The sequence below is a fragment of the Enterobacter sp. PL_is511 genome, assembly GCF_055816065.1.
In genome coordinates this window covers 177,718-198,610 of the sequence record NZ_JBVPGP010000018.1, presented here as the reverse complement: position 1 = coordinate 198,610, position 20,893 = coordinate 177,718, and the positions used below count along the sequence as shown (strand labels likewise).

Here is a 20,893-nt window from a genome sequence, read left to right as displayed (position 1 = left end):
GCTGAAGCCTGCCCGTAGCACGACAAGGAACCTTCATGAAAATTTCCCGCCTCGGCGAAGCGCCGGACTACCGCTTCTCGCTGGCTAATGAACGCACGTTTTTAGCGTGGATCCGCACCGCGCTGGGATTCCTTGCCGCCGGGGTGGGGCTCGATCAGCTCGCGCCCGATTTCGCCACGCCGCTGATCCGCGAGGTGCTGGCGCTGCTGCTGTGCCTGTTCGCGGGCGTGCTGGCGATTTACGGCTACCTGCGCTGGCTGCGCAATGAGAAGGCGATGCGTCTGAAGCAGGATCTGCCCTATACGCGTGGGCTGCTTATCATCAGCGCGATTCTGCTGGCGGTGGCGGGCGTAGTGATGGTGCTGGTGTTCTATGGCGGATAGCCGCAAAGCGCGACGCGAAGCGGACCCCGGCCTGCAGCCGGAGCGGACGTCACTCGCCTGGCTGCGCACGCTGCTGGGGTATGGTGCGCTGATTGCCCTCGCGATTAAGCACAACTGGCACCGCACCGGGGTGCCGTTCTGGATCTCGCTTGTCGTGCTGGCGCTGGTGGCGATTATTTTATGGCGCTATACCCGCAGTCGAAACCTGATGGACGTGGCGCAGAACGATTTTGTGCAGCCGAAGGCGGTGAGGGATAAGTTCCTGATTGCCCTGGCTGTACTTTCTCTCTCACTGCTGTTTGCGATGACTCACATTCAGCAAATTGTGAGCTTTTAAAGCCCGGTGGCGGCTACGCCTTACCGGGCCTACGATTAGCGGCCTTTTGCTAAATACTTCGCCATCTCGTCTTCCGGCACCATGCCGCCGCCGGTCGCCCACACCAGGTGGGTAACGCTGGCATCTGAAGGCACGCGCAGCGGCCCGGCCATGCCCGCCAGCGCGGACGGTTCCAGCCGAATGCCTTCCTCATGCGCCAGCCAGCCGAGCATGTCGTACATGCTCTGGTCGGAAAGCGTATAGAACCCGTCAAGCAGGCGCTCCATCGCGCGGCCCACGAAGCCGGACGCACGTCCTACCGCCAGCCCGTCCGCTGCCGTCACGTTATCAATGCCCAGGTCCTGTACGGCAATCTCGTCGTGCAGGCCGGTGTAGACGCCCAGCAGCATGCACGGGGAGTGCGTGGGTTCCGCGAAGAAGCAGTGGACGTTGTCGCCAAAGGCCAGCTTCAGGCCAAACGCCACGCCGCCAGGGCCGCCGCCGACGCCGCACGGCAGATAGACGTACAGCGGATGATCGGCATCCACCACGCGGCCCTGTGCGGCAAACTGCGCCTTTAGCCGCTCGCCTGCCACCGCGTAGCCCAGGAACAGGGTGCGGGAGTTTTCATCGTCAATGAAGAAACAGTTCGGATCGCTTTCTGCCGCCTTGCGTCCCTGCTCCACCGCCACGCCGTAATCCTGCTCATATTCCACGACGATCACGCCGTGGCTGCGCAGTTTGGCTTTCTTCCACTCGCGGGCGTCGGCAGACATATGCACCGTCACCTTAAAGCCGATGCGGGCGCTCATAATGCCGATGGACATCCCGAGGTTGCCGGTTGAGCCGACCGCAATGCTGTACTGGCTGAAGAAGTCCTTAAAGCGCGGCTCCAGCAGAACGCTGTAGTCGTCTTCAACGCTCAGCAATCCGGCCTCCAGCGCCAGTTTTTCCGCGTGGGTCAGCACCTCATAGATACCGCCGCGCGCTTTAATCGAGCCGGAAATCGGTAGATGGCTGTCTTTTTTTAGCAGCAGCGTGCCGGGAACGGATTTGCCAGACTCTTTCTCCAGCCGCGCCTGCATTGCCGGAATGGCGACCAGCTCGGATTCGATAATTCCGCCCGTTGCCGCCGTCTCCGGGAAGGCTTTCGCCAGATACGGCGCGAAGCGTTTCAGGCGAGCGTGCGCGTCGTCCACATCGGCTTTGGTCAGCCCGACATAGGGCAGCCCTTCGGCCAGCGTGGTGGTAAGCGGGTTAAGCCAGGTGGTTTCTTTCAGGGCAATCAGATCCTCAACCAGAGGAAACTGTGCGGTTAAAGTGGTGATAGTTGCGTTTTCCATAATACGTCTCTTCGCGCTCAGATAATGAAAGAAAGCAGGAATGTGCCGCCAAGTGCAAGCACCGAGGCGATAAACGTCGCCGTCGTATAGTATTTGAAGGTCTCATTCAGGGTCGCGCCGCAGTACTGCTTCACCAGCCAGAAGAGGGAATCGGTCACGATCGTGCAGCCAATGGCGCCGGAACCGATGGCAATGGTGATGATCTCAGGGCTGACGTTCGGGTAGAGCGGCAGCATCGGCGCGACGATGGCCGTGGCACCCATCATCGCGACCGTCGCGGAGCCAACGGCGGCATGCAGCACTAGCGCCACCAGCCAGGCGAGCAGAATAGGGTGCATGTGCAGGTTCGAGAGAATATGCGCCAGCGAGTCCGCCAGTCCGCTGGTTTTCAGGATGGCGTTGAACGCGCCGCCCGCGCCGATAATCAGCAAAATGTTGGCGATAGAGCCAAAGCCGTGCTCCGTATGGGTCAGCATCGCGCCCATGCCCATATGCTGGCGGATGCCCAGCAGGTAGTAGGCGACAAACACGGCGATAAACATCGCGGTGATCGGGTTGCCGATAAACTCCAGCAGCGTATACAGCGTGCCGTCTTTTGCCATATTCAGTTCGGCGATGGTCTTCACCAGCATCAGGGCAATCGGCAGCAGCACCGTAAACAGCGTGGCGCCCAGCGACGGCAGAGTATGCTCCTCCCGCACCTTCAGATCTGAAAATTCCGCCGGAACCGGTTTAAACGGCAGACGATTGCCGAGTAGTTTCAGGAACAGCGGGCCGCCGACCAGAGAGGCCATCAGGCCCACCAGCAGGCCGTAGACGATCACCGTCCCGACGTCCGCCCCTAATTTATTGGTCACAAACAGCGCAGCCGGATGCGGCGGCACCACGCAGTGCACCGCCATCAGCGCGGTACAGAGCGGAATGGCCAGCTTAAGCAGCGACGTGTGGGTCTTTTTGGCGATGGAAAACGCCAGAGGGATCAGCAGGACCACGCCCACTTCCACGAACAGCGTAATGCCGCAGATCAGGCCGACCAGCACCATAATCACGTCTGCTGACAGCCAGCGACAGCGCTGCAGGGCGATCCCGATGCGCTCTGCCGCGCCGGAAACCTCCATCATCTTGCCGAGAATGGTCCCAAGACCAATCACGGCCGCCAGGAAGCCCAGCGTGCCGCCAATCCCGCTCTCAATGGCGTTCACCATATCCAGCGGGCTCATCCCCATCATCGCGCCGACGAAAAAGCTCGCCAGCAGCAGCGCGAGGAACGGGTGAAACTTCAGTTTTACGATGGTTAAAACAATCAACACAATGCTGACCAGCAGCGTTGCCACAACCCAGACCTGAGATCCCATATCTCACCTCACCCTTATGTCATCTGAGGGTATTGGACGAAAAATCGGCGTGGGCTGACAAACGATATAAATTGGCGTTCAGGTGAGCCAGATTGGATCAACTGAGTGACTGCGCTCTAAAAAGCACACTTAATTCGTATTAGGTTCACATAAATTCACCCTTAAACGGTATGCTGAGCGCAGCAACCACGCGTGAGAATTGTGATGACCGATGCAAATGAAGCCAGAAACCGGCTGTTAAACGGCTGGCAGCTGTCGAAAATGTACACCTTTGAAGTGGCCGCCCGGCATGAGTCCTTCGCGCTGGCGGCGGAGGAACTGTCGCTTAGCCCCAGCGCGGTGAGCCACCGCATCAACCTGCTGGAAGAGGAGTTGGGCATTCAGCTGTTCGTCCGCTCGCACCGTAAAGTCGAGCTGACGCAGGAGGGAAAGCGCGTCTACTGGACGCTAAAATCGTCCCTCGACACCCTGAATCAGGAGATCCTGGATATCAAAAATCAGGCGCTGTCCGGTACGCTGACGGTCTACTCCCGGCCGTCGATCGCCCAGTGCTGGCTGGTACCCATGCTGGGTGATTTTACCCGCCGCTATCCATCGATTTCGCTCACAATCCTGACCGGCAATGATTACGTCAATATGCAGCGAACGGGTATCGATCTGGCACTTTATTTCGACGATACGCCGCCTAACCATCTCTCTCATCACTTCCTGATGGACGAGGAAATTTTGCCCGTCTGTTCACCACAATATGCCCGTGAGCATGAACTGTTGAAAAACCCCGATAACCTCAGCCACTGCACGCTGCTGCATGACCGTCAGGCCTGGAGCAATGATTCCGGTACGGATGAGTGGCTGAGCTGGGCGCAGCACTTTGCAGTGAACATGCCGCCATCGTCTGGTATTGGTTTCGATCGTTCTGATTTGGCGATTATTGCGGCCATCAACCACGTCGGCGTCGCGATGGGGAGAAAGCGGCTTGTGCAGAAACGGCTGGAACGAGGCGAGCTGATCGCCCCGTTTGGCGAAAAGACCCTGAAATGCCATCAGCACTACTATATTTCGACGCTTTCTGGCCGTCAGTGGCCGAAAATTGACGCCTTTATCGGCTGGCTGAGAGAACTGGCAGGTTGAAGAATTATTACGCTTTCGCTCTACACCAAATATGAAAAAGCGTGCTAAATACAGGTAATGCTTTCGATTTATCCAGGGTAAACCGTGTTAAAGCCTTTTATTGTCTCTGCATTACTGATCTCTTCCGGCTGGGCGATTGCCGCTGAGCCGCCGCTGACGGCTGCCCATTATGCGCAGCAGCTTGGCGTCGGGATGGATGTGGACTGGGCGCGAACCGAGCGCGGCATACGCGAATTCGACCCGCTGGTGGTCCGCGATTTTCGTGCAAAAGGCATTACTCACGTGCGCATCCGCGTGGCCGATGAGCCGACGGAAGCGCGGCTGATTCACCTGCGCAAGCTGGTGGAAGCCTGCGAGCAGTATGGCGTGATCCCGATAATCGCTTATCAGGCTGATGAATATAAAAACGACCCAAAAGCCGATAACGAAATAGAGACGATCAACTGGTGGATTGCCGTGGCGCACTATTTCGGTCAGAGCTACCCGCTGCTGGGTTTTGACCTCATTTATGAGCCGGCCGACAAGCTTAACCACAACCTCGCGTCGCTAAACCGAGTGTATGAAAAAACCATTAAAGCGATCCACGACATGGACCCGCAGCGCATGATCTTTATTGCGCCGCGCCTGCGTGCCGCGCCGGAGGATTTATCGAGCCTGAAGCTGCCTGCGCACAGCCAGAACTACCTGCTGGCGGAGTGGCATATTTTCCCGTGGGGGCCGCTGAAAAATAGCGGTAAATACCCGTGGACGTCCGGCACGGCGGCGGAGAAAGCGGCTATCCATAACCGCATCAACGCCGCGCTGCACTGGCAGCAAAAAACCGGGCACGTTAGCTGGGTCGGGGGCTGGGGCGTGGGAGAATCAAGTCGCTTTACGCCAACCGCTTCGCAGCTGGCCTTCGCCACCTTTATGGCCTGCGAGCTGCAAAAGGCGAAAATCCCGTATGCGCTTAACGCGGATTTCCAGTTTTACGACGGAGAAGAGGGCGCCTGGCGGCCAGCGCCAGAGCCGTTATTGCAGGCGATGATCGCCCCTGTCTGTGAAAAGCCCGGCGAGAAGCCGGGCCATCATGCGGTTAAACCGGCTGCTCGTGATGCGGGACACGCGACGCCAGCGGCAGCCAGCACAGTAAAATCAGAAGCCCCATCAGCGTCATCAGCAGGCCCAAACTAGCCTGCCCGGTCTGCGGCATCATCGCCGAGAGCCAGGCCAGCGCGCCGGAGCCGATATTCTGCAAGCCGCCCACCAGCGCGCCCGCCGTACCTGCGAGGAACGGGAACGGCTCCATCGCGCCGCTGGTGGCGAGCGGGAATAGCATCCCCGCGCCGAAGAAGAACAGCGCTGCCGGGATGAGCAGCGTCCAGACCGACATCACGTCAAACAGCCCCGGGATCCACATCATCAGACCCGCCAGCAGACAGCTGATCACCGACTGCCACATCAGGGTGGAGAAGCGTTTGTTTGGTCGCCCGGCAAACCACGCGCCGAAGAACGCCGCCGGGATCGGCAGAATAAACAGAATACTCACCACCATGCTGCTCAGGCCCAGCCCCGCGCCCAGCAGCACGCCGGAACAGGCTTCGAACACCGCAATGCCCGCCAGGCCGCCGATCAGCATCAGCAGATAGCAGGTAAACGCGCCGTTGCCGAACAGCGTTTTATAGCTGGTGATAAGCTTCGTGCGCGGCGCGTCCTGCGGGCGCGTTTCCGGCATCCAGCGCGCCATGCTGAAGGTGACAATCGCGCAGAGCACCAGCAGGAAGGCGTAGCAGGCGCGCCAGGACCACATCGTGTCCAGCAGGCCGCCGATCAGCGGGGCCAGCAGCGGGCTGACCAGAATACCCATGTTTAACAGGCTGTTGGCATGGCGCAGCTGGGTACCCTGATACATATCGCGCGGTAAGGTACGCGCCATCACCCCGCCGACGCCGGTCCCGACGCCCTGCAGGGCGCTGGCGGCAATCAATACGGTCAGGCTGTGGGTGGTAATGGCAATTACCGTCGCCACCATGAAAATGCTCATGCCCACCAGGATCACCGGGCGACGCCCGACGCGGTCGGACAGCGGGCCGTAGAAGAGCTGCGAAACGCCATAGGTCAGCAGATAGGCTGCCATTACGCTCTGTACCGCGCCCTCGCGGACGTTTAATTCCTTTGCCATGTCGGCAATCGCCGGAATGTAGATGGTTTGCGCCATCTGACCGACGGCCACCAGTAACACCAGCATCAACAATAAGTTAACGTTCCGTTGCTTTTTCATGTCGCTGAATACTTTTGCCAAAAGATAAAAATGAAGAATAAGTGACTGCGCATTCCCATAAATGCGCGAGGAATCTACCACAGCGAGATGACAATTTAAGCATTGTTGTGGTGAATGAAAAAACCGGTAAAGGCAGGATTTGTAAACAAGAACGGCAACTAATGTTGCCAGTGCTTTACGCCAGACGCAGCAGAATGGCGCCGCCAGCAATGCCCAGCGCCGCCGCGATGCGCAGGCCCGCAACCTTCTCTTTTAAAAGCAAAAATGCGATCAGCGCGCCAAAGAGTATGGAAGTTTCCCGCAGCGCCGCGACCACCGCCAGCGGTGCCTGCGTCATTGCCCACAGCGCCAGACCGTAAGAGCCCATGGTGCCAACGCCGCCGAGCAGCCCCTTTTTCCAGTGCAGACGCAGGTAGCCGGATGCCTCGCGTCGACGCGCGAGCATGGCCCAGCCGAGCAGGCAGAAGCCGTTCATAAAGAAGGTCCACAGCGTATAGCCCAGCGCGGTGTCTGACAGCCGCACGCCGGTGCCGTCCACCAGCGTATACCCGGCGATAAAACAGGCATTCAGCAGCGCCAGCCAGATCCCCTTGCGCGACTGCATGCGCCCGTTCATCGCCATCGCCAGAATCGACAGGCAAATTACCCCAATGCCGGACCAGGCGAGCCAGGAGAGACGATCGCCAAGCGCCAGCACGCTGATCAGCGCCACCAGCAGCGGTGCGGTGCCGCGCATCAGCGGATAGGTCTGGCTCATATCGGAGACCTGATAGGTCTTTGCCACCAGCACGGTGTACACCACCTGCAAGGCGCAGGAAACAATCAAAAACGGCCAGCTTGCGGCAGAGGGCTGTGGAGAAAACGGCAGTAAGACCAGAGCGATAACCGTGGCGGAGCCGCTGACGCTAATCGCGGAATAGAGCTTGTCCGTTCCGGCTTTGACAATGGCATTCCAGCTGGCATGCAGCAGGGCGGCGAACAGCAAAATGCAGAATACGGTGATGGTCATGGCATATCGGGTGATGAATTGTCACTCAACTGTAACATTCACGTCCTGAAGCTGCCAGCCGGTTACACCGCACAAAAAAGGCGGTGCGTTACCCGCGGTTCGTCCGAGACCAGCGTAAATCCTGCCCGGCGATAAAACCCGTAGGCAGCGTCCGGCGCATGGGTATTGAGGAAATCAAACCAGATGCTGGCATCGGCCATCACGACGGTTAAAAGCTGCTTGCCAATCCCCAGCCCGCGGCACTTCTCGCTGACGTAGAGATGGCGAATACGTCCGGCGCGCGGCTGCTGGCTGAACGGATCGCGGTTGAGGCCGCACACGCCCACCAGCTTGCCGTTAAGAAACGCACCTAACAGCTTTTCACCCGGCGCGTTAAAGCGGTTCTCACCCCGCTGCCAGCTCTCTTCGAGCCTGCGCAGCATGTTAAAATTCAGTGCAATACTTTCCGCCTTCAGGGCGATATACCCCGGCTCATCCGGTGTGACAGGCTCAATTAACAGACGCGACATAGCATTCCCTCGTTATTAAAGAGGGGCGGTTGCCCGCCCCTCTCAGGTGCGACTTGAACCTGAATTACCGAAGGAATTTCAGGACAGCATCAAGCAGTTGCAGTACAGCAACAATGAGTTTGAGGATAAGTATCACCATATCCACTACGCTCATACGCGTCTCCTTTTGGTTAAAAGGAGCACGATGCTGGCGTACCTTTCCGCCGCCTGTTGCCAGCACCTGGATTGACGTAACACAGTGTGCTCACTTCAGGGGTTAAGGCACTGACGGCACCACCCGTTTCAGCCAGGACTTCGTTGCGCCGGTAGAACTGCGGCCCCCTCGCTCACTGCGAACACCCTCAGTATAGATAAATACTGTATGTATGAACAGTATTTTTTGGACAAAAATCGAAAGGCGATCCATACTCAAAAACGTCAAAATCCGTGCCGGAATTGCGCGTTCGTCTTCGATCGCGTATACTTTTTGCGTTGACGTAACACAGTGTGTTCTGCGGCGACCAACCGCTAAACCCTGATAAAAACCTCGCTCCGGCGGGGTTTTTTGTTTTCAGATGTTAGATGGCGCAACGATGTTTGTTGACACATTGGCAATGCATGGTATTGTTGCCATAATGGCAACGGACGCGGCAGGCATGCAGTATGCATTTAATCTCTATGAAGGCAATTTATGATGCGGTAACTTAGTTTCCGCAGCACAAGGAAGAGCTCCTGTTTTTAGGCCGCACCATCGAAAAGAGCCATTGCCCGACACCTGCTGCGCTGAAAAAACTGTTTCCGACGCTGGATAACTTTAAGTATCTGGATAAGCATTATGTTATTGATATTGCAAACAACAATCTCAGAGTAGTGGCTCTCATCTTCTTTGAAAGCCAAAAGTTTTATGTGCGCCATGTTTTTACTCATAAGGAATATGACCGTTTTACGGAGAAACATCGCACTAAGGGGAAGAAATGATGATCGTCGCTGATGCAATGAAAGCTACGCATGCCCTTGTTGCGGCTGTTCCTTTACTGGGTGAACAGCCGAGCGAGAAAGATTATAAAGATGCGCTTGAGCTGGTTGAGTATCTGCTCATGAACGAGCCCGATAGCCCCTTGCTGGATATTGTGTGCGCCAGGATTAGCCGTTACGAAGCCAACCGGCCAGAGATAGTCGCATTACGCAAGGAGATGGAGTCCGTTCCCGTCGGTGTTGCGGTTTTAAGAACCTTAATGGATCAGTACAACCTGACGATATCGGATTTTCAGGATGAAATTGGCAGTAAATCGATGGTTTCACGGGTTCTGAATGGTCAGAGACAGCTTACGCTGAACCATATTAAAAAGCTGGCGGCCAGATTTGGGGTATCACCTGCGCTGTTTATTGAGTGAGTCAAAGTCGACTTTTTGAGTGTCACCACCCAACAAACGAAACGTGATCCCTGACGCATTTTTGCGCAGATGAAAATATTTCCATTGTCACGCCCGAAAACCTGTGTTTGTATAAATTCAATCAATGATTCCAAACACAGGTCCCCAATGACTTCATCCATCTTCACTTCGACCCTACTAAAAACTGCGCAACCAGCCGCAGTGGTCGTCGTGCGTGTGGTGGTGGTCGTCGGCAATGCGCCGTAGGGACTGGATCAACACACGAATCCAAAACCCCGCCGGCGCAAACCGGGCGGGGTTTTTCGTTTAAGAGCCTCCCCGGAAAGTCGGCCCAGAAGAAAAGGACTGGAGCATGGCAAGTTCGGGCACAACATCCAACAAGACGCGTTTTACTGGCGCGCAGCTGATCGTTCATCTGCTGGAGCGACAGGGCATCACCACGGTTGCGGGCATCCCCGGCGGCACGGTGCTGCCGCTGTACGATGCGTTAAGCCAAAGCACGCAGATCCGCCACGTCCTGGCACGCCACGAGCAGGGGGCAGGCTTTATCGCTCAGGGCATGGCCCGTACCCAGGGTAAACCGGCGGTCTGTATGGCCTGCAGCGGGCCGGGCGCAACCAACCTGGTGACCGCCATCGCCGACGCGCGCCTCGACTCCATTCCGCTGATCTGCATTACCGGCCAGGTGCCGTCCTCGATGATCGGTACCGATGCGTTCCAGGAAGTGGATACCTACGGCATCTCTATCCCCATCACCAAACATAACTATTTAGTTCGCGATATCAGCGAACTTCCTCAGGTTATCAGCGATGCGTTCCGCATTGCGCAGTCCGGCCGCCCGGGCCCGGTGTGGATAGACATTCCTAAGGATGTCCAGACCGCAGAGATCGAGATCGACGTGCTGCCGGAGCCGGGCGACCGTGCCCCCGCGCCAGCATTCAGCGCTGAGAGCGTGCGCGATGCTGCCGCCATGATCAATGCCGCTAAACGTCCGGTGCTCTATCTGGGCGGCGGGGCGATTAACGCTGCGGATGAAATCCGTGAGTTTGCGGAAAAAGCCAACCTGCCGACCACCATGACCCTGATGGCGCTGGGCATGCTGCCTAAAGCGCACCCGCTGTCCCTGGGGATGCTGGGCATGCACGGCGCGCGCAGCACCAACTACATCCTGCAAGAGGCGGATTTGCTGATTGTTATGGGCGCGCGTTTTGATGACCGGGCGATTGGCAAAACCGAGCAGTTCTGCCCGAACGCGAAGATCATTCACGTGGATATCGACCGCGCCGAGCTGGGTAAAATCAAGCAGCCGCACGTGGCGATTCAGGGCGATGTTGCCGAAGTGCTGGCGGAGCTGATCCCGCAGACGGACGCAACCGACCGCGCCGACTGGCGTCAGCTGGTGACCGATCTGCAGCGCGAGTTCCCGGGCGCCATCCCAACCGAAGGCGACCCGCTGAGCCACTATGGTCTTATCAACGCCGTTGCCGCCTGCGTGGACGACAGCGCGATTATCACCACCGACGTGGGCCAGCATCAGATGTGGACCGCTCAGGCCTACCCGCTGAACCGTCCGCGCCAGTGGCTGACCTCCGGCGGTCTGGGCACTATGGGCTTTGGTCTGCCTGCAGCAGTAGGTGCGGCGCTGGCGAATCCGGACCGCAAGGTCATCTGCTTCTCCGGCGACGGCAGCCTGATGATGAACATTCAGGAGATGGCGACCGCGGCCGAAAACCAGTTAGACGTGAAAATCATCCTGATGAACAACGAGGCGCTGGGGCTGGTGCATCAGCAGCAGAGCCTGTTCTACAAGCAGGGCGTGTTTGCGGCGACCTATCCGGGGATGATTAACTTTATGCAGATTGCCGCCGGCTTTGGCCTGCACACCTGCGATCTGAACGCCGAAGAGGATGCCCACGCGGCGCTGCAGGCGGCGATTTCTCGTCCCGGCCCGGCGCTGATCCACGTGCGTATCGACCCTGAACAAAAAGTGTATCCGATGGTGCCGCCGGGTGCGGCAAATACTGAGATGGTGGGAGAATAAGCCATGCAGAAACAACATGATAACGTCATTCTGGAACTCACCGTCCGCAACCACCCTGGCGTCATGACCCACGTCTGCGGGCTGTTTGCCCGCCGGGCGTTTAACGTGGAAGGCATTCTCTGTCTGCCGATTCAGGGCAGCGAGCACAGCCGCATCTGGCTACTGGTCAACGATGACCAGCGTCTGGAGCAGATGATGGCGCAGATCGACAAGCTGGAAGACGTGACCAAAGTGGCGCGTAACCAGTCCGATCCCACCATGTTTAACAAAATTGCGGTGTTTTTCGAATAGATCGCTTAAGGTAAGCGTCTTTCGCTCTTGTAGGCCGGATAAGCGCAGCGCCATCCGGCGTTTTCAGACCGCAGGAAGACACATGACCACCATCGCCCTTATCGACGACCACCTTATCGTCCGCTCTGGCTTTGCCCAGCTTCTCAACCTCGAACCAGATTTCCAGGTCGTGGCCGAGTTTGGCTCCGGTCGCGAGGCGCTGGCGGGCCTGCCGGGGCGCGGGGTGCAGGTCTGTATCTGCGACATTTCGATGCCGGATCTCTCCGGGCTGGAGCTGTTAAGCCAGCTGCCGAAAGGGATGTCGACGATTATGCTGTCTGTCCACGACAGCCCGGCGCTGGTCGAGCAGGCGCTCAACGCGGGTGCGCGCGGGTTCCTCTCCAAACGCTGTAGCCCGGACGAGCTGATTGCCGCGGTGCGCACCGTCTCCACCGGCGGCTGCTATTTAACGCCGGATATCGCCATCAAGCTGGCGGCCGGACGTCAGGATCCGCTCACCAGACGCGAGCGCCAGGTTGCGGAAAAACTCGCGCAGGGAATGTCGGTAAAAGAGATTGCCGCCGAGCTGGAACTGTCCCCGAAAACCGTACACGTTCACCGCGCCAACCTGATGGAAAAACTTAACGTCAGCAACGACGTCGAGCTGGCGCGCCGCATGTTCGACAGCTGGCAATGAGTCCCGTCTTTTCGCGGCTGATCGCCGTCGTTGCCAGCTTTTTTATCTTCTCCGCCGCGTGGTTCTGCTTATGGAGCATCAGCCTGCACCTGGTGGAACGCCCCGAGCTGGCGGTGCTGCTGTTTCCCTTCGGCCTGCGACTGGGGCTCATGCTCCAGTGCCCGCGCGGATACTGGCCGGTTTTGCTGGGCGCAGAGTGGCTGCTGCTGGTCTGGCTGGCGCAGGAAGTCGCTCTGGTGCACCTGCCATTATTGATGACCGGAAGCCTGCTCACGCTGCTCCCTGTTGCCCTCATTTCCCGCTACCGTCACCAGCGCGACTGGCGTACGCTGCTGCGACAGGGGGCGGCGCTGATTGCCGCCGCGCTGCTGCAGTCCCTGCCGTGGGCGGGTGATAAGGAGATGCTCAACGCGCTGCTGCTGACCCTCACCGGCGGCCTGACCCTCGCACCGACCTGCCTCGTCATCTGGCATTACCTCACCAGTACCGTCTGGCAGCCGCTCGGCCCGGGGCTGGTGTCCCAACCGGTGAACTGGCGCGCCCGGCATCTCATCTGGTATCTGCTGCTGTTCGTGGTGAGCCTGTGGCTTCAGCTGGGTCTACCTGCCGAGCTTTCACGCTTTACCCCATTTTGCCTTGCGCTGCCGATTATCGCCCTGGCCTGGCACTACGGCTGGCAGGGAGCGCTGATCGCCACCCTAATGAACGCCATCGCGCTGATCGCCAGCCAGACCTGGCACGACCATCCGGTGGACCTGCTGCTTTCCCTGCTGGCCCAGAGCCTGACCGGGCTGCTGCTCGGCGCGGGCATTCAGCGCCTGCGCGAGCTGAACCAGTCCCTGCAAACCGAGCTGGCGCGCAACCGGCGTCTGGCTGAACGCCTGCTGGAGACCGAAGAGAGCGTGCGGCAGGAGGTCGCCCGCGAGCTGCACGATGATATCGGCCAGACGATCACCGCCATCCGCACCCAGGCGGGCATTGTCCAGCGTCTGGCGGCGGAAAATGCGGGCGTGAAGCAGGGCGGAGCGCATATCGAGCAGCTTTCGCTGGGCGTGTATGACTCGGTGCGACGCCTCCTCGGCAGGCTGCGTCCGCGCCAGCTCGACGACCTGTCGCTGGAGCAGGCGGTGCGTTCCCTGATGCGCGAGATGGAGCTGGAAAGCCGCGGCATTGTCAGCCATCTCGGCTGGCGAATTAACGAATCTGTCCTGAGCGAAGGCCAGCGCGTGACGCTGTTCCGCGTCTGTCAGGAGGGGCTGAACAATATCGTCAAACACGCCAGTGCCAGCGCGGTCACGATCCAGGGCTGGGAGCAGGACGAACGCCTGATGCTGGTAATTGAAGACGACGGCTGCGGCCTGCCGCCGGGCTCCGGCCAGCAGGGCTTTGGCCTGGCGGGCATGCGCGAGCGCGTGAAGGCGCTCGGCGGCACGCTGAACCTCTCCTGCACCCACGGGACGCGCGTCAGCGTCAGCCTGCCGCTAAGGAGCCACCATGTTTAAGACCCCCGCGAACGCCGCACCGATAGGTAACAAAGCGGAAATCGACGCCCGCTACCGCTACTGGCGTCGCCATATTCTGATCGCTATCTGGCTCGGCTACGCGCTCTTCTACTTTACCCGCAAAAGCTTCAACGCCGCCGCGCCGGAGATCCTCGCCAGCGGCGTGATGACGCGCACCGATATCGGCCTGCTGGCGACGCTGTTTTACATCACCTATGGCCTGTCGAAGTTCTTCTCCGGCATCGTCAGCGACCGCTCTAACGCGCGCTATTTTATGGGCGTTGGGCTGATCGCCACCGGCGTGGTCAACATTCTGTTTGGCTTCTCCACTTCGCTCTGGGCCTTCGCCCTGCTGTGGGCACTGAACGCCTTTTTCCAGGGCTGGGGCGCGCCGGTCTGCGCCCGCCTGCTCACCGCCTGGTATTCGCGCAACGAGCGCGGCGGCTGGTGGGCAATCTGGAACACCGCGCATAATGTCGGCGGGGCGCTGATCCCGATGGTGGTGGGTGCCGCAGCGCTGCACTACGGCTGGCGCGCGGGGATGATGATTGCCGGCGGCCTCGCGATTGTCGCCGGGCTGTTCCTCTGCTGGCGCCTGCGCGACAGGCCGCAAACCGTTGGCTTGCCCGCGGTGGGCGACTGGCGGCACGACGAGATGGAAATGGCGCAACAGCAGGAGGGGGCGGGGCTGACGCGCAAAGAGATCCTCACCAAATATGTGCTGAAAAACCCGTATATCTGGCTGCTGTCGCTCTGCTACGTACTGGTGTACGTGGTGCGTGCGGCCATCAACGACTGGGGCAATCTGTACATGTCCGAGACGCTCGGCGTGGACCTGGTGACCGCCAACTCGGCGGTGACGATGTTCGAGCTGGGCGGGTTTATCGGCGCGCTGGTGGCGGGCTGGGGCTCGGACAAGCTGTTCAACGGCAACCGCGGCCCGATGAACCTGATATTCGCCGCCGGGATTTTGCTCTCCGTTGGCTCGCTGTGGCTGATGCCGTTTGCCAGCTACGTGATGCAGGCGGCGTGCTTCTTCACCACCGGCTTCTTCGTGTTCGGCCCGCAGATGCTGATCGGCATGGCGGCGGCAGAGTGCTCGCACAAAGAGGCGGCAGGCGCGGCGACGGGCTTTGTCGGGCTGTTTGCTTACCTTGGCGCATCGCTCTCCGGCTGGCCGCTGGCGCGGGTGATCGACATCTGGCACTGGAGCGGATTCTTCGCGGTGATCGCCATCGCGGCGGGGATCTCCGCCCTGCTGCTGCTGCCGTTTTTGAACGCGCAGGCGCCGCGCGAAGCGTGACGCGCCTCACCTTTTGCTGCCGAGTGGCGCAAAACTAAGAAATTTTCCCGGTTTCACCTGGACGCTGTCTCAGGCATCTCTCCCGGCTGGTTTTTACAATGCTGCAAAAATCAGCTCAGGAGTAACTCAGTCATGCTGGCCTTCTTAAATCAGGTGCGCAAGCCGACCCTGGATCTGCCGCTCGACGTGCGGCGCAAAATGTGGTTCAAACCGTTCATGCAGTCTTATCTGGTGGTCTTCATCGGCTACCTGACCATGTACCTGATCCGCAAAAACTTTAACATCGCGCAGAACGACATGATCTCCACCTACGGGCTGAGCATGACGCAGCTGGGGATGATTGGCCTGGGCTTCTCCATCACCTACGGCGTGGGTAAAACCGTTGTTTCCTACTACGCGGACGGCAAAAACACCAAGCAGTTCCTGCCGTTTATGCTGATTCTCTCCGCCATCTGTATGCTCGGCTTCAGCGCCAGCATGGGCGCAGGGTCCGTTAGCCTGTTCCTGATGATTGCCTTCTACGCCCTGAGCGGTTTCTTCCAGAGTACCGGCGGGTCGTGCAGCTACTCCACCATCACCAAATGGACCCCGCGCCGCAAGCGTGGTTCGTACCTCGGCATGTGGAACATCTCCCACAACCTCGGCGGTGCCGGTGCGGCTGGCGTGGCGCTGTTTGGCGCTAACTACCTGTTCGACGGCCACGTGATCGGGATGTTTATCTTCCCGTCGATTATCGCCCTGATTGTCGGCTTTATCGGCCTGCGCTACGGCAGCGACTCCCCGGAATCGTACGGCCTCGGCAAAGCCGAAGAGCTGTTTGGCGAGGAGATCAGCGAAGAGGACAAAGAGACCGAAGAAAACGAGATGTCCAAATGGCAGATCTTTGTTGAGTATGTGCTGAAAAACAAAGTGATCTGGCTGCTGTGCTTCTCGAACATCTTCCTCTACGTGGTGCGCATCGGCATCGACCAGTGGTCCACCGTGTACGCCTTCCAGGAGCTGAAGCTCTCTAAAGAGGTGGCGATTCAGGGCTTCACCCTGTTCGAAGTGGGCGCGCTGGTTGGTACCCTGCTGTGGGGCTGGCTCTCCGACCTCGCCAACGGCCGTCGCGCGCTGGTGGCCTGCGTCGCGCTGGCACTGATTATCGCCACGCTCGGCGTCTACCAGCACGCCAGCAACCAGTACGTTTACCTGGCGTCACTGTTCGCGCTCGGCTTCCTGGTGTTTGGTCCGCAGCTGCTGATTGGCGTGGCAGCAGTGGGCTTCGTCCCGAAAAAAGCGATCGGCGCCGCCGATGGGATTAAGGGCACCTTCGCCTACCTGATCGGCGACAGCTTCGCCAAGCTGGGTCTGGGGATGATTGCTGACGGCACGCCGATTTTCGGCCTCACCGGCTGGGCGGGCACCTTCGCGGCGCTGGATGCAGCAGCGATTGGCTGTATCGTCCTGATGGCGATGGTCGCGGTGCTGGAAGAACGTAAAATTCGCCGTGAGAATCGTGCGCAGAAATTAAAAACAGCCTGAGTGTGCAGGTAACTTCTTTGCCCGGTGTGTGATGCCGGGCTTTTTTATTAGCTGAGTTAAGACCTACCCCAGAACAAAAATATCCCCTGTTGCCGGGGTAACCGCGTCCGGCAACCACAAATTGCCCCATTTACCCGTACAATGGCAGCCCATTATTTTGTCGGGTTGTAGGCCGTGCAGAAACTGCCTGAGTGCCCAGAGCTTACGCGGTGACGCACAGCGAAGATGGAAACCACCGAAAATTGCATGAATATGGTTGATGCCGGTTATTCTCTGACAGTGACGCACAATATCGATCAGACCTCGGTGCCCACAGCCGATAAAAATGACCAGGCCACGGTCAGATTTATAAATTAGAACCCCTTCATCTTTCACATAATCCACATCCGCATTTTTACTACCGATAACACCGTATGCGTGCGGTTTGGCGACAGGGATCTCCCCTGACCATATAAAGCGCTTCCCAATCTGGAGCGGGGTGCTGCTGTATTCCATGCGATAGTGTGAATAATCATTTTTCAGCGACAACTTTTTTAATCTGGCGGTATACCCTGAAAACTGTATTGCCGAGTAGCGCTCGCAGGCCACGTGGGGATGGCAGACGATCCGGCAATTATCCGGTAACCACGGAACGCCGCCGCAATGGTCATAGTGCCCGTGAGAAAGTACAGCTGCGGTCAGGCAGGTCAAATCGACTCCCATCAGAGCTGCGTTATGTATGAAGCTATCATCCGGACCGGTATCAAACAGAATGGAATCATTTTCATCCTGTATAAACAGGCTGAGTCCTGCTTTAGCTCGCAGTAAATTTTTAGCGCCGGGATTAGGTCTGTTCTCCAGCAGGACACTGATTGTTATGGACATGTTCGCTCTTTCCCTGAAGTGAAGATTCGTTACCGCCAGGCATTGACCATACACCGTGTATATATAATCGTCCCCATAAAAACTAAAACGACTTTCCTGCCGTTTTTCCAGCACTTTTCCATTCACTATTATGCTTCTACCCGCTGTCGACGCCGTGCGTTTCCCGCTATGATGAGCGGCTAGTCTAAGGAGAACGCATGGTCTGGATAATGCTGGCAACGCTTGCCGTGGTGTTTGTGGTGGGATTTCGCGTCCTGACCTCAGATTCCCGCCGCGCCATCAAACGTTTAAGCGAGCGTCTGGGCATCACCCCGATGCCGGTCGAGTCGATGATCGATCAGTTTGGTAAAACGTCGGGCAATGAGTTTATCCGCTACCTTGAGCGCCCGGACGAAGCGCATCTGCAAAACGCGGCGCAGGTGCTGCTCATCTGGCAGGTCTGCATTGTCGACGGTAGTGAAGAGAACCTGCACACGTGGCACCGCCTGCTGCGTAAAGCCCGCCTGGCTGCGCCTATCACCGATGCACAAATTCGTCTCGCGCTTGGCTTTATGCGCGAGATGGAACCCGATCCGCAGGAGCTGAACGCCTTCCAGCTGCGCTATAACCAGCTCTTCCTGCCGGAAGAGGGTGTGTTTTACCTGCACTGATCCCCTGTAAAAACGACAAAAGTTGTCTAAACGTTAAATTCGTCACACTTTTGATGATAAACTGCGCGACTTTTCCGCACGTTTTTATCTTCAGGTGATGCCATGACAGAACATATCCAGCCCACGACCAGACCGCAGACCAACGAGGTTTCACGCCCCAACTGGTCGGCCGTCTTCGCCGTGGCGTTCTGCGTCGCCTGCCTGATTACCGTTGAGTTTCTGCCGGTCAGCCTCCTGACGCCGATGGCGCAGGATCTGGGCATTTCCGAGGGCGTGGCGGGTCAGTCCGTTACCGTCACCGCCTTCGTGGCGATGTTCGCCAGCCTGTTTATCACCCAGGTGATTGGCACCATCGACCGCCGTAAAGTGGTCATCCTGTTCAGCGTGCTACTGACGCTCTCCTGCCTGCTGGTCTCCTTCGCGGAAAGCTTCACCCTGCTGCTGCTCGGGCGCGCCTGTCTGGGGCTGGGATTAGGCGGCTTCTGGGCGATGTCGGCCTCGCTCACCATGCGCCTGGTGCCCGCGCGGACGGTGCCAAAAGCGCTTTCCGTTATCTTCGGTGCGGTTTCTATCGCGCTGGTGATTGCCGCGCCGCTGGGCAGTTTCCTGGGTGGGATCATCGGCTGGCGTAACGTCTTCAACGCGGCGGCAGTGATGGGCCTGCTCTGCATTATCTGGGTGTGGAAGGCGCTGCCGTCCCTGCCGGGCGAAGCGGCGCATCATAAGCAGAACATGTTCAGCCTGCTGAAGCGCCCCGGCGTGCTGGCAGGGATGACCGCGATCTTTATGTCCTTTGCCGGGCAGTTTGCCTTCTTCACCTATATACGCCCGGTGTATATGACCATGGCGGGCTTTGACGTCGACGGCCTGACGCTGGTGCTCCTGAGCTTCGGCATCGCCAGCTTTGTCGGCACGTCGCTGTCGTCTCAGTTCCTGAAGCGCTCCCTGAAGGTGGCGCTGGCGGGTGCGCCGCTGGTGCTGGCAGTGAGCGCCACGGTGCTGGTGCTGTGGGGCAGCGATAAGTGGGTCGCGTCGGCGATTGCGATTATCTGGGGCTTTGCCTTCGCGCTGGTGCCGGTGGGCTGGTCGACGTGGATCACCCGCTCGCTTGCCGATCAGGCGGAAAAAGCCGGGTCGATTCAGGTGGCGGTGATCCAGCTGGCAAACACCTGCGGCGCGGCCATTGGCGGCGTGGCGCTCGACCACCTGGGGCTGACGTCACCGCTGGTGATTTCCGGCACGCTGATGCTGCTGACGGCGCTGCTGGTGGCAAGGAAGGTTAAAGCGAAGTAGTGTTTTTCTCCCTCTCCCGTGGGAGAGGGTTGGGGTGAGGGCATCAGGCTACGCCGATGCCTTAACCCTTCTACGCGAATCCATCGAAATCAGCACCACCGACGACACAATCAGCAGCGTTCCCAGCCAGTCCGGCAGGGTGAACGCCACGCCCAGCAACATCACCGACAGCAACGCGCTGCTCAGCGGTTCGGCGCAGCTCAGAATGCTCGCCTTCGGCCCGCCGATCATCTGCGCGCCTTTCAGGTACAGGCTGAACGTCAGCGCCGTGCCAATCACCACCAGGTAGAAAAACGCCAGCAGCAGGCTGCCGTCAATTACGAAGGTTGTCCCGCGCCCAGCGTAGAACGGCGTCAGCATTAACCCGGCAATCAACATGCTCCAGCCGACAATCGGCAGCGTACCGTAGCGGGCGATAAGCGTTGACGGGTACGTCGTATAAAACGCGGCGGCAAACGCCGAGGCGATACCGAAGAACAGCGCGGCAGGCGAGATGGAGAGCGAGGTTGGGTCGCCGTGGGTCACCAACAGGTAGGTGCCAACAAGCGACGTCATGATGGCCGACAGCACAAACACGCCGGGACGCTTTTTCCGCGCCAGCGCGAACCACGCCACAATGATGGTCGGTGACAGAAACTGCAGCACGGTAGCGGTCGCTGCGTTGGATTTTTCAATCGTCAGCAGGAAGGTGAGCTGCACGGTGAGCGCGCCGACCAGCGAGAAAAACAGCAGGCTGAGGGCGTCTTTGCGATGCTTGATGACCGAGAAAATCTTGTCGCCGTGAACGAAGGAGAGCGTCAGGAGGATCACGCCGGTAAACAGAAGGCGAACCATGGTCAGGTAAGGCGAAGAAATGTGGCTTTTCTCCATAATGTACTGCGCGCAAACGCCGGAACTGCCCCATAAAACGGCGGCGATCAGGACGTTCAGCATCCCTTTACGTGTGGAACCCATTTTCTCCCCTGTTATGTTGGTTTTTTTGTAGCATAACATGGGATCTTGCCGGGTGGCGCTACGCTTACCCGGCCTACAAAACCTTGTAGGCCCGTGCAAGCGCAGCGCCGCCGGGC

At 58.7% G+C, this 20,893-nt stretch carries 23 protein-coding genes; 15 read left to right on the top strand and 8 right to left on the bottom strand.

Annotated features, from left to right (window positions below; translation table 11 throughout):
- Positions 1–35: 35 nt before the first annotated feature.
- Together AC0TN7_RS06000 and AC0TN7_RS05995 are read left to right on the top strand one after the other, a co-directional pair.
- Positions 36–383, top strand: a complete 348-nt coding sequence (locus AC0TN7_RS06000; RefSeq protein WP_024907384.1) for a YidH family protein — start codon at positions 36–38, stop codon at positions 381–383.
- Positions 373–720, top strand: a complete 348-nt coding sequence (locus AC0TN7_RS05995; protein WP_248273194.1) for a DUF202 domain-containing protein — start codon at positions 373–375, stop codon at positions 718–720. Before AC0TN7_RS06000 ends, AC0TN7_RS05995 begins: the two co-directional genes overlap by 11 nt.
- Positions 721–755: 35 nt before the next feature.
- Here AC0TN7_RS05995 and dsdA read toward each other — a convergent pair whose 3' ends face one another.
- On the bottom strand, positions 756–2,042 hold the full coding sequence (gene dsdA, locus AC0TN7_RS05990; RefSeq protein WP_473701924.1) for a D-serine ammonia-lyase: 1,287 nt from the start codon (positions 2,040–2,042) through the stop codon (positions 756–758).
- A 17-nt stretch (positions 2,043–2,059) separates the two neighbouring features.
- A complete protein-coding gene (dsdX, locus tag AC0TN7_RS05985) occupies positions 2,060–3,397 on the bottom strand; it encodes a D-serine transporter DsdX (RefSeq protein WP_024907381.1) in 1,338 nt (445 codons plus the stop codon).
- Between the two features lie 204 nt (positions 3,398–3,601).
- On the opposite strand from dsdX, the gene dsdC reads away from it, so the two are divergent.
- Positions 3,602–4,528 (top strand): DNA-binding transcriptional regulator DsdC, encoded by a 927-nt coding sequence (gene dsdC / locus AC0TN7_RS05980; RefSeq protein ID WP_024907380.1) that lies wholly within the window; start codon positions 3,602–3,604, stop codon positions 4,526–4,528.
- 84 nt (positions 4,529–4,612) lie between these two features.
- Positions 4,613–5,701 carry a cellulase family glycosylhydrolase gene (locus AC0TN7_RS05975; protein ID WP_048992742.1) on the top strand — a complete coding sequence of 363 codons (1,089 nt, stop codon included), beginning with the start codon at positions 4,613–4,615 and terminating at the stop codon, positions 5,699–5,701.
- Here the strand turns inward: AC0TN7_RS05975 and emrD are convergent.
- The 4 genes from emrD to tisB all read right to left on the bottom strand — a co-directional run bounded on the left by emrD (position 5,604) and on the right by tisB (position 8,460).
- On the bottom strand, positions 5,604–6,788 hold the full coding sequence (gene emrD / locus AC0TN7_RS05970) for a multidrug efflux MFS transporter EmrD (protein ID WP_417927972.1): 1,185 nt from the start codon (positions 6,786–6,788) through the stop codon (positions 5,604–5,606). The genes AC0TN7_RS05975 and emrD overlap by 98 nt on opposite strands.
- Before the next feature lie 175 nt (positions 6,789–6,963).
- Positions 6,964–7,797: an EamA family transporter gene (locus AC0TN7_RS05965; protein WP_024907377.1), complete on the bottom strand. Its 834-nt coding sequence runs from the start codon at positions 7,795–7,797 to the stop codon at positions 6,964–6,966.
- Between the two features lie 62 nt (positions 7,798–7,859).
- Positions 7,860–8,306: a GNAT family N-acetyltransferase gene (locus AC0TN7_RS05960; protein ID WP_025910712.1), complete on the bottom strand. Its 447-nt coding sequence runs from the start codon at positions 8,304–8,306 to the stop codon at positions 7,860–7,862.
- Positions 8,307–8,370: 64 nt separating this feature from the next.
- Complete coding sequence (tisB, locus tag AC0TN7_RS05955; RefSeq protein WP_023309830.1) at positions 8,371–8,460, bottom strand: type I toxin-antitoxin system toxin TisB; 90 nt, start codon at positions 8,458–8,460, stop codon at positions 8,371–8,373.
- Positions 8,461–9,017: 557 nt separating this feature from the next.
- Here tisB and AC0TN7_RS05950 point away from each other — a divergent pair.
- From AC0TN7_RS05950 to uhpT, 9 genes are all read left to right on the top strand, one after another.
- Positions 9,018–9,263 carry a type II toxin-antitoxin system HigB family toxin gene (locus AC0TN7_RS05950; RefSeq protein ID WP_473701931.1) on the top strand — a complete coding sequence of 82 codons (246 nt, stop codon included), beginning with the start codon at positions 9,018–9,020 and terminating at the stop codon, positions 9,261–9,263.
- The gene (locus AC0TN7_RS05945) at positions 9,260–9,679 is read left to right on the top strand and encodes a helix-turn-helix domain-containing protein (protein WP_148769206.1); all 420 of its coding nucleotides are present in this window, start codon (positions 9,260–9,262) and stop codon (positions 9,677–9,679) included. The genes AC0TN7_RS05950 and AC0TN7_RS05945 overlap by 4 nt, the downstream gene beginning before the upstream one ends.
- Before the next feature lie 147 nt (positions 9,680–9,826).
- Positions 9,827–9,925: an ilvB operon leader peptide IvbL gene (ivbL, locus tag AC0TN7_RS05940; protein ID WP_057979964.1), complete on the top strand. Its 99-nt coding sequence runs from the start codon at positions 9,827–9,829 to the stop codon at positions 9,923–9,925.
- Between the two features lie 106 nt (positions 9,926–10,031).
- Positions 10,032–11,720, top strand: a complete 1,689-nt coding sequence (gene ilvB, locus AC0TN7_RS05935; RefSeq protein WP_048992747.1) for an acetolactate synthase large subunit — start codon at positions 10,032–10,034, stop codon at positions 11,718–11,720.
- A 3-nt stretch (positions 11,721–11,723) separates the two neighbouring features.
- Positions 11,724–12,011: an acetolactate synthase small subunit gene (gene ilvN / locus AC0TN7_RS05930; protein ID WP_010426528.1), complete on the top strand. Its 288-nt coding sequence runs from the start codon at positions 11,724–11,726 to the stop codon at positions 12,009–12,011.
- A gap of 82 nt (positions 12,012–12,093) precedes the next feature.
- On the top strand, positions 12,094–12,687 hold the full coding sequence (gene uhpA, locus AC0TN7_RS05925; protein ID WP_024907372.1) for a transcriptional regulator UhpA: 594 nt from the start codon (positions 12,094–12,096) through the stop codon (positions 12,685–12,687).
- Positions 12,684–14,189: a signal transduction histidine-protein kinase/phosphatase UhpB gene (uhpB, locus tag AC0TN7_RS05920; protein WP_417927974.1), complete on the top strand. Its 1,506-nt coding sequence runs from the start codon at positions 12,684–12,686 to the stop codon at positions 14,187–14,189. The genes uhpA and uhpB overlap by 4 nt, the downstream gene beginning before the upstream one ends.
- The gene (uhpC, locus tag AC0TN7_RS05915; RefSeq protein ID WP_248166099.1) at positions 14,182–15,492 is read left to right on the top strand and encodes an MFS transporter; all 1,311 of its coding nucleotides are present in this window, start codon (positions 14,182–14,184) and stop codon (positions 15,490–15,492) included. Before uhpB ends, uhpC begins: the two co-directional genes overlap by 8 nt.
- Positions 15,493–15,624: 132 nt before the next feature.
- Entirely contained in the window at positions 15,625–17,016 is a 1,392-nt protein-coding gene (uhpT, locus tag AC0TN7_RS05910; RefSeq protein ID WP_023309834.1) for a hexose-6-phosphate:phosphate antiporter, read from the top strand.
- 63 nt (positions 17,017–17,079) lie between these two features.
- Here uhpT and AC0TN7_RS05905 read toward each other — a convergent pair whose 3' ends face one another.
- Positions 17,080–17,880: an MBL fold metallo-hydrolase gene (locus AC0TN7_RS05905; RefSeq protein ID WP_407820905.1), complete on the bottom strand. Its 801-nt coding sequence runs from the start codon at positions 17,878–17,880 to the stop codon at positions 17,080–17,082.
- Positions 17,881–18,077: 197 nt separating this feature from the next.
- On the opposite strand from AC0TN7_RS05905, the gene AC0TN7_RS05900 reads away from it, so the two are divergent.
- Together AC0TN7_RS05900 and nepI are read left to right on the top strand one after the other, a co-directional pair.
- Positions 18,078–18,530 carry a DUF1198 domain-containing protein gene (locus AC0TN7_RS05900; RefSeq protein WP_024907368.1) on the top strand — a complete coding sequence of 151 codons (453 nt, stop codon included), beginning with the start codon at positions 18,078–18,080 and terminating at the stop codon, positions 18,528–18,530.
- A 102-nt stretch (positions 18,531–18,632) separates the two neighbouring features.
- A complete protein-coding gene (nepI, locus tag AC0TN7_RS05895) occupies positions 18,633–19,823 on the top strand; it encodes a purine ribonucleoside efflux pump NepI (RefSeq protein WP_024907367.1) in 1,191 nt (396 codons plus the stop codon).
- Between the two features lie 48 nt (positions 19,824–19,871).
- Here nepI and AC0TN7_RS05890 read toward each other — a convergent pair whose 3' ends face one another.
- Positions 19,872–20,777 carry an EamA family transporter gene (locus AC0TN7_RS05890; RefSeq protein WP_024907366.1) on the bottom strand — a complete coding sequence of 302 codons (906 nt, stop codon included), beginning with the start codon at positions 20,775–20,777 and terminating at the stop codon, positions 19,872–19,874.
- Between the last annotated feature and the right edge of the window lie 116 nt (positions 20,778–20,893).

What these genes read in the sequence shown, in the direction of transcription:
- AC0TN7_RS06000 (WP_024907384.1), top strand. Translation starts at nt 36, where the DNA reads ATGAAAATTTCCCGCCTCGGCGAAGCGCCGGACTACCGCTTCTCGCTG.
- AC0TN7_RS05995 (WP_248273194.1), top strand. Translation starts at nt 373, where the DNA reads ATGGCGGATAGCCGCAAAGCGCGACGCGAAGCGGACCCCGGCCTGCAG.
- dsdA (WP_473701924.1), bottom strand. Translation starts at nt 2,042, where the DNA reads ATGGAAAACGCAACTATCACCACTTTAACCGCACAGTTTCCTCTGGTT.
- dsdX (WP_024907381.1), bottom strand. Translation starts at nt 3,397, where the DNA reads ATGGGATCTCAGGTCTGGGTTGTGGCAACGCTGCTGGTCAGCATTGTG.
- dsdC (WP_024907380.1), top strand. Translation starts at nt 3,602, where the DNA reads ATGACCGATGCAAATGAAGCCAGAAACCGGCTGTTAAACGGCTGGCAG.
- emrD (WP_417927972.1), bottom strand. Translation starts at nt 6,788, where the DNA reads ATGAAAAAGCAACGGAACGTTAACTTATTGTTGATGCTGGTGTTACTG.
- AC0TN7_RS05965 (WP_024907377.1), bottom strand. Translation starts at nt 7,797, where the DNA reads ATGACCATCACCGTATTCTGCATTTTGCTGTTCGCCGCCCTGCTGCAT.
- AC0TN7_RS05960 (WP_025910712.1), bottom strand. Translation starts at nt 8,306, where the DNA reads ATGTCGCGTCTGTTAATTGAGCCTGTCACACCGGATGAGCCGGGGTAT.
- tisB (WP_023309830.1), bottom strand. Translation starts at nt 8,460, where the DNA reads ATGAGCGTAGTGGATATGGTGATACTTATCCTCAAACTCATTGTTGCT.
- AC0TN7_RS05945 (WP_148769206.1), top strand. Translation starts at nt 9,260, where the DNA reads ATGATGATCGTCGCTGATGCAATGAAAGCTACGCATGCCCTTGTTGCG.
- ivbL (WP_057979964.1), top strand. Translation starts at nt 9,827, where the DNA reads ATGACTTCATCCATCTTCACTTCGACCCTACTAAAAACTGCGCAACCA.
- ilvB (WP_048992747.1), top strand. Translation starts at nt 10,032, where the DNA reads ATGGCAAGTTCGGGCACAACATCCAACAAGACGCGTTTTACTGGCGCG.
- ilvN (WP_010426528.1), top strand. Translation starts at nt 11,724, where the DNA reads ATGCAGAAACAACATGATAACGTCATTCTGGAACTCACCGTCCGCAAC.
- uhpA (WP_024907372.1), top strand. Translation starts at nt 12,094, where the DNA reads ATGACCACCATCGCCCTTATCGACGACCACCTTATCGTCCGCTCTGGC.
- uhpB (WP_417927974.1), top strand. Translation starts at nt 12,684, where the DNA reads ATGAGTCCCGTCTTTTCGCGGCTGATCGCCGTCGTTGCCAGCTTTTTT.
- uhpC (WP_248166099.1), top strand. Translation starts at nt 14,182, where the DNA reads ATGTTTAAGACCCCCGCGAACGCCGCACCGATAGGTAACAAAGCGGAA.
- uhpT (WP_023309834.1), top strand. Translation starts at nt 15,625, where the DNA reads ATGCTGGCCTTCTTAAATCAGGTGCGCAAGCCGACCCTGGATCTGCCG.
- AC0TN7_RS05905 (WP_407820905.1), bottom strand. Translation starts at nt 17,880, where the DNA reads ATGTCCATAACAATCAGTGTCCTGCTGGAGAACAGACCTAATCCCGGC.
- AC0TN7_RS05900 (WP_024907368.1), top strand. Translation starts at nt 18,078, where the DNA reads ATGGTCTGGATAATGCTGGCAACGCTTGCCGTGGTGTTTGTGGTGGGA.
- nepI (WP_024907367.1), top strand. Translation starts at nt 18,633, where the DNA reads ATGACAGAACATATCCAGCCCACGACCAGACCGCAGACCAACGAGGTT.
- AC0TN7_RS05890 (WP_024907366.1), bottom strand. Translation starts at nt 20,777, where the DNA reads ATGGGTTCCACACGTAAAGGGATGCTGAACGTCCTGATCGCCGCCGTT.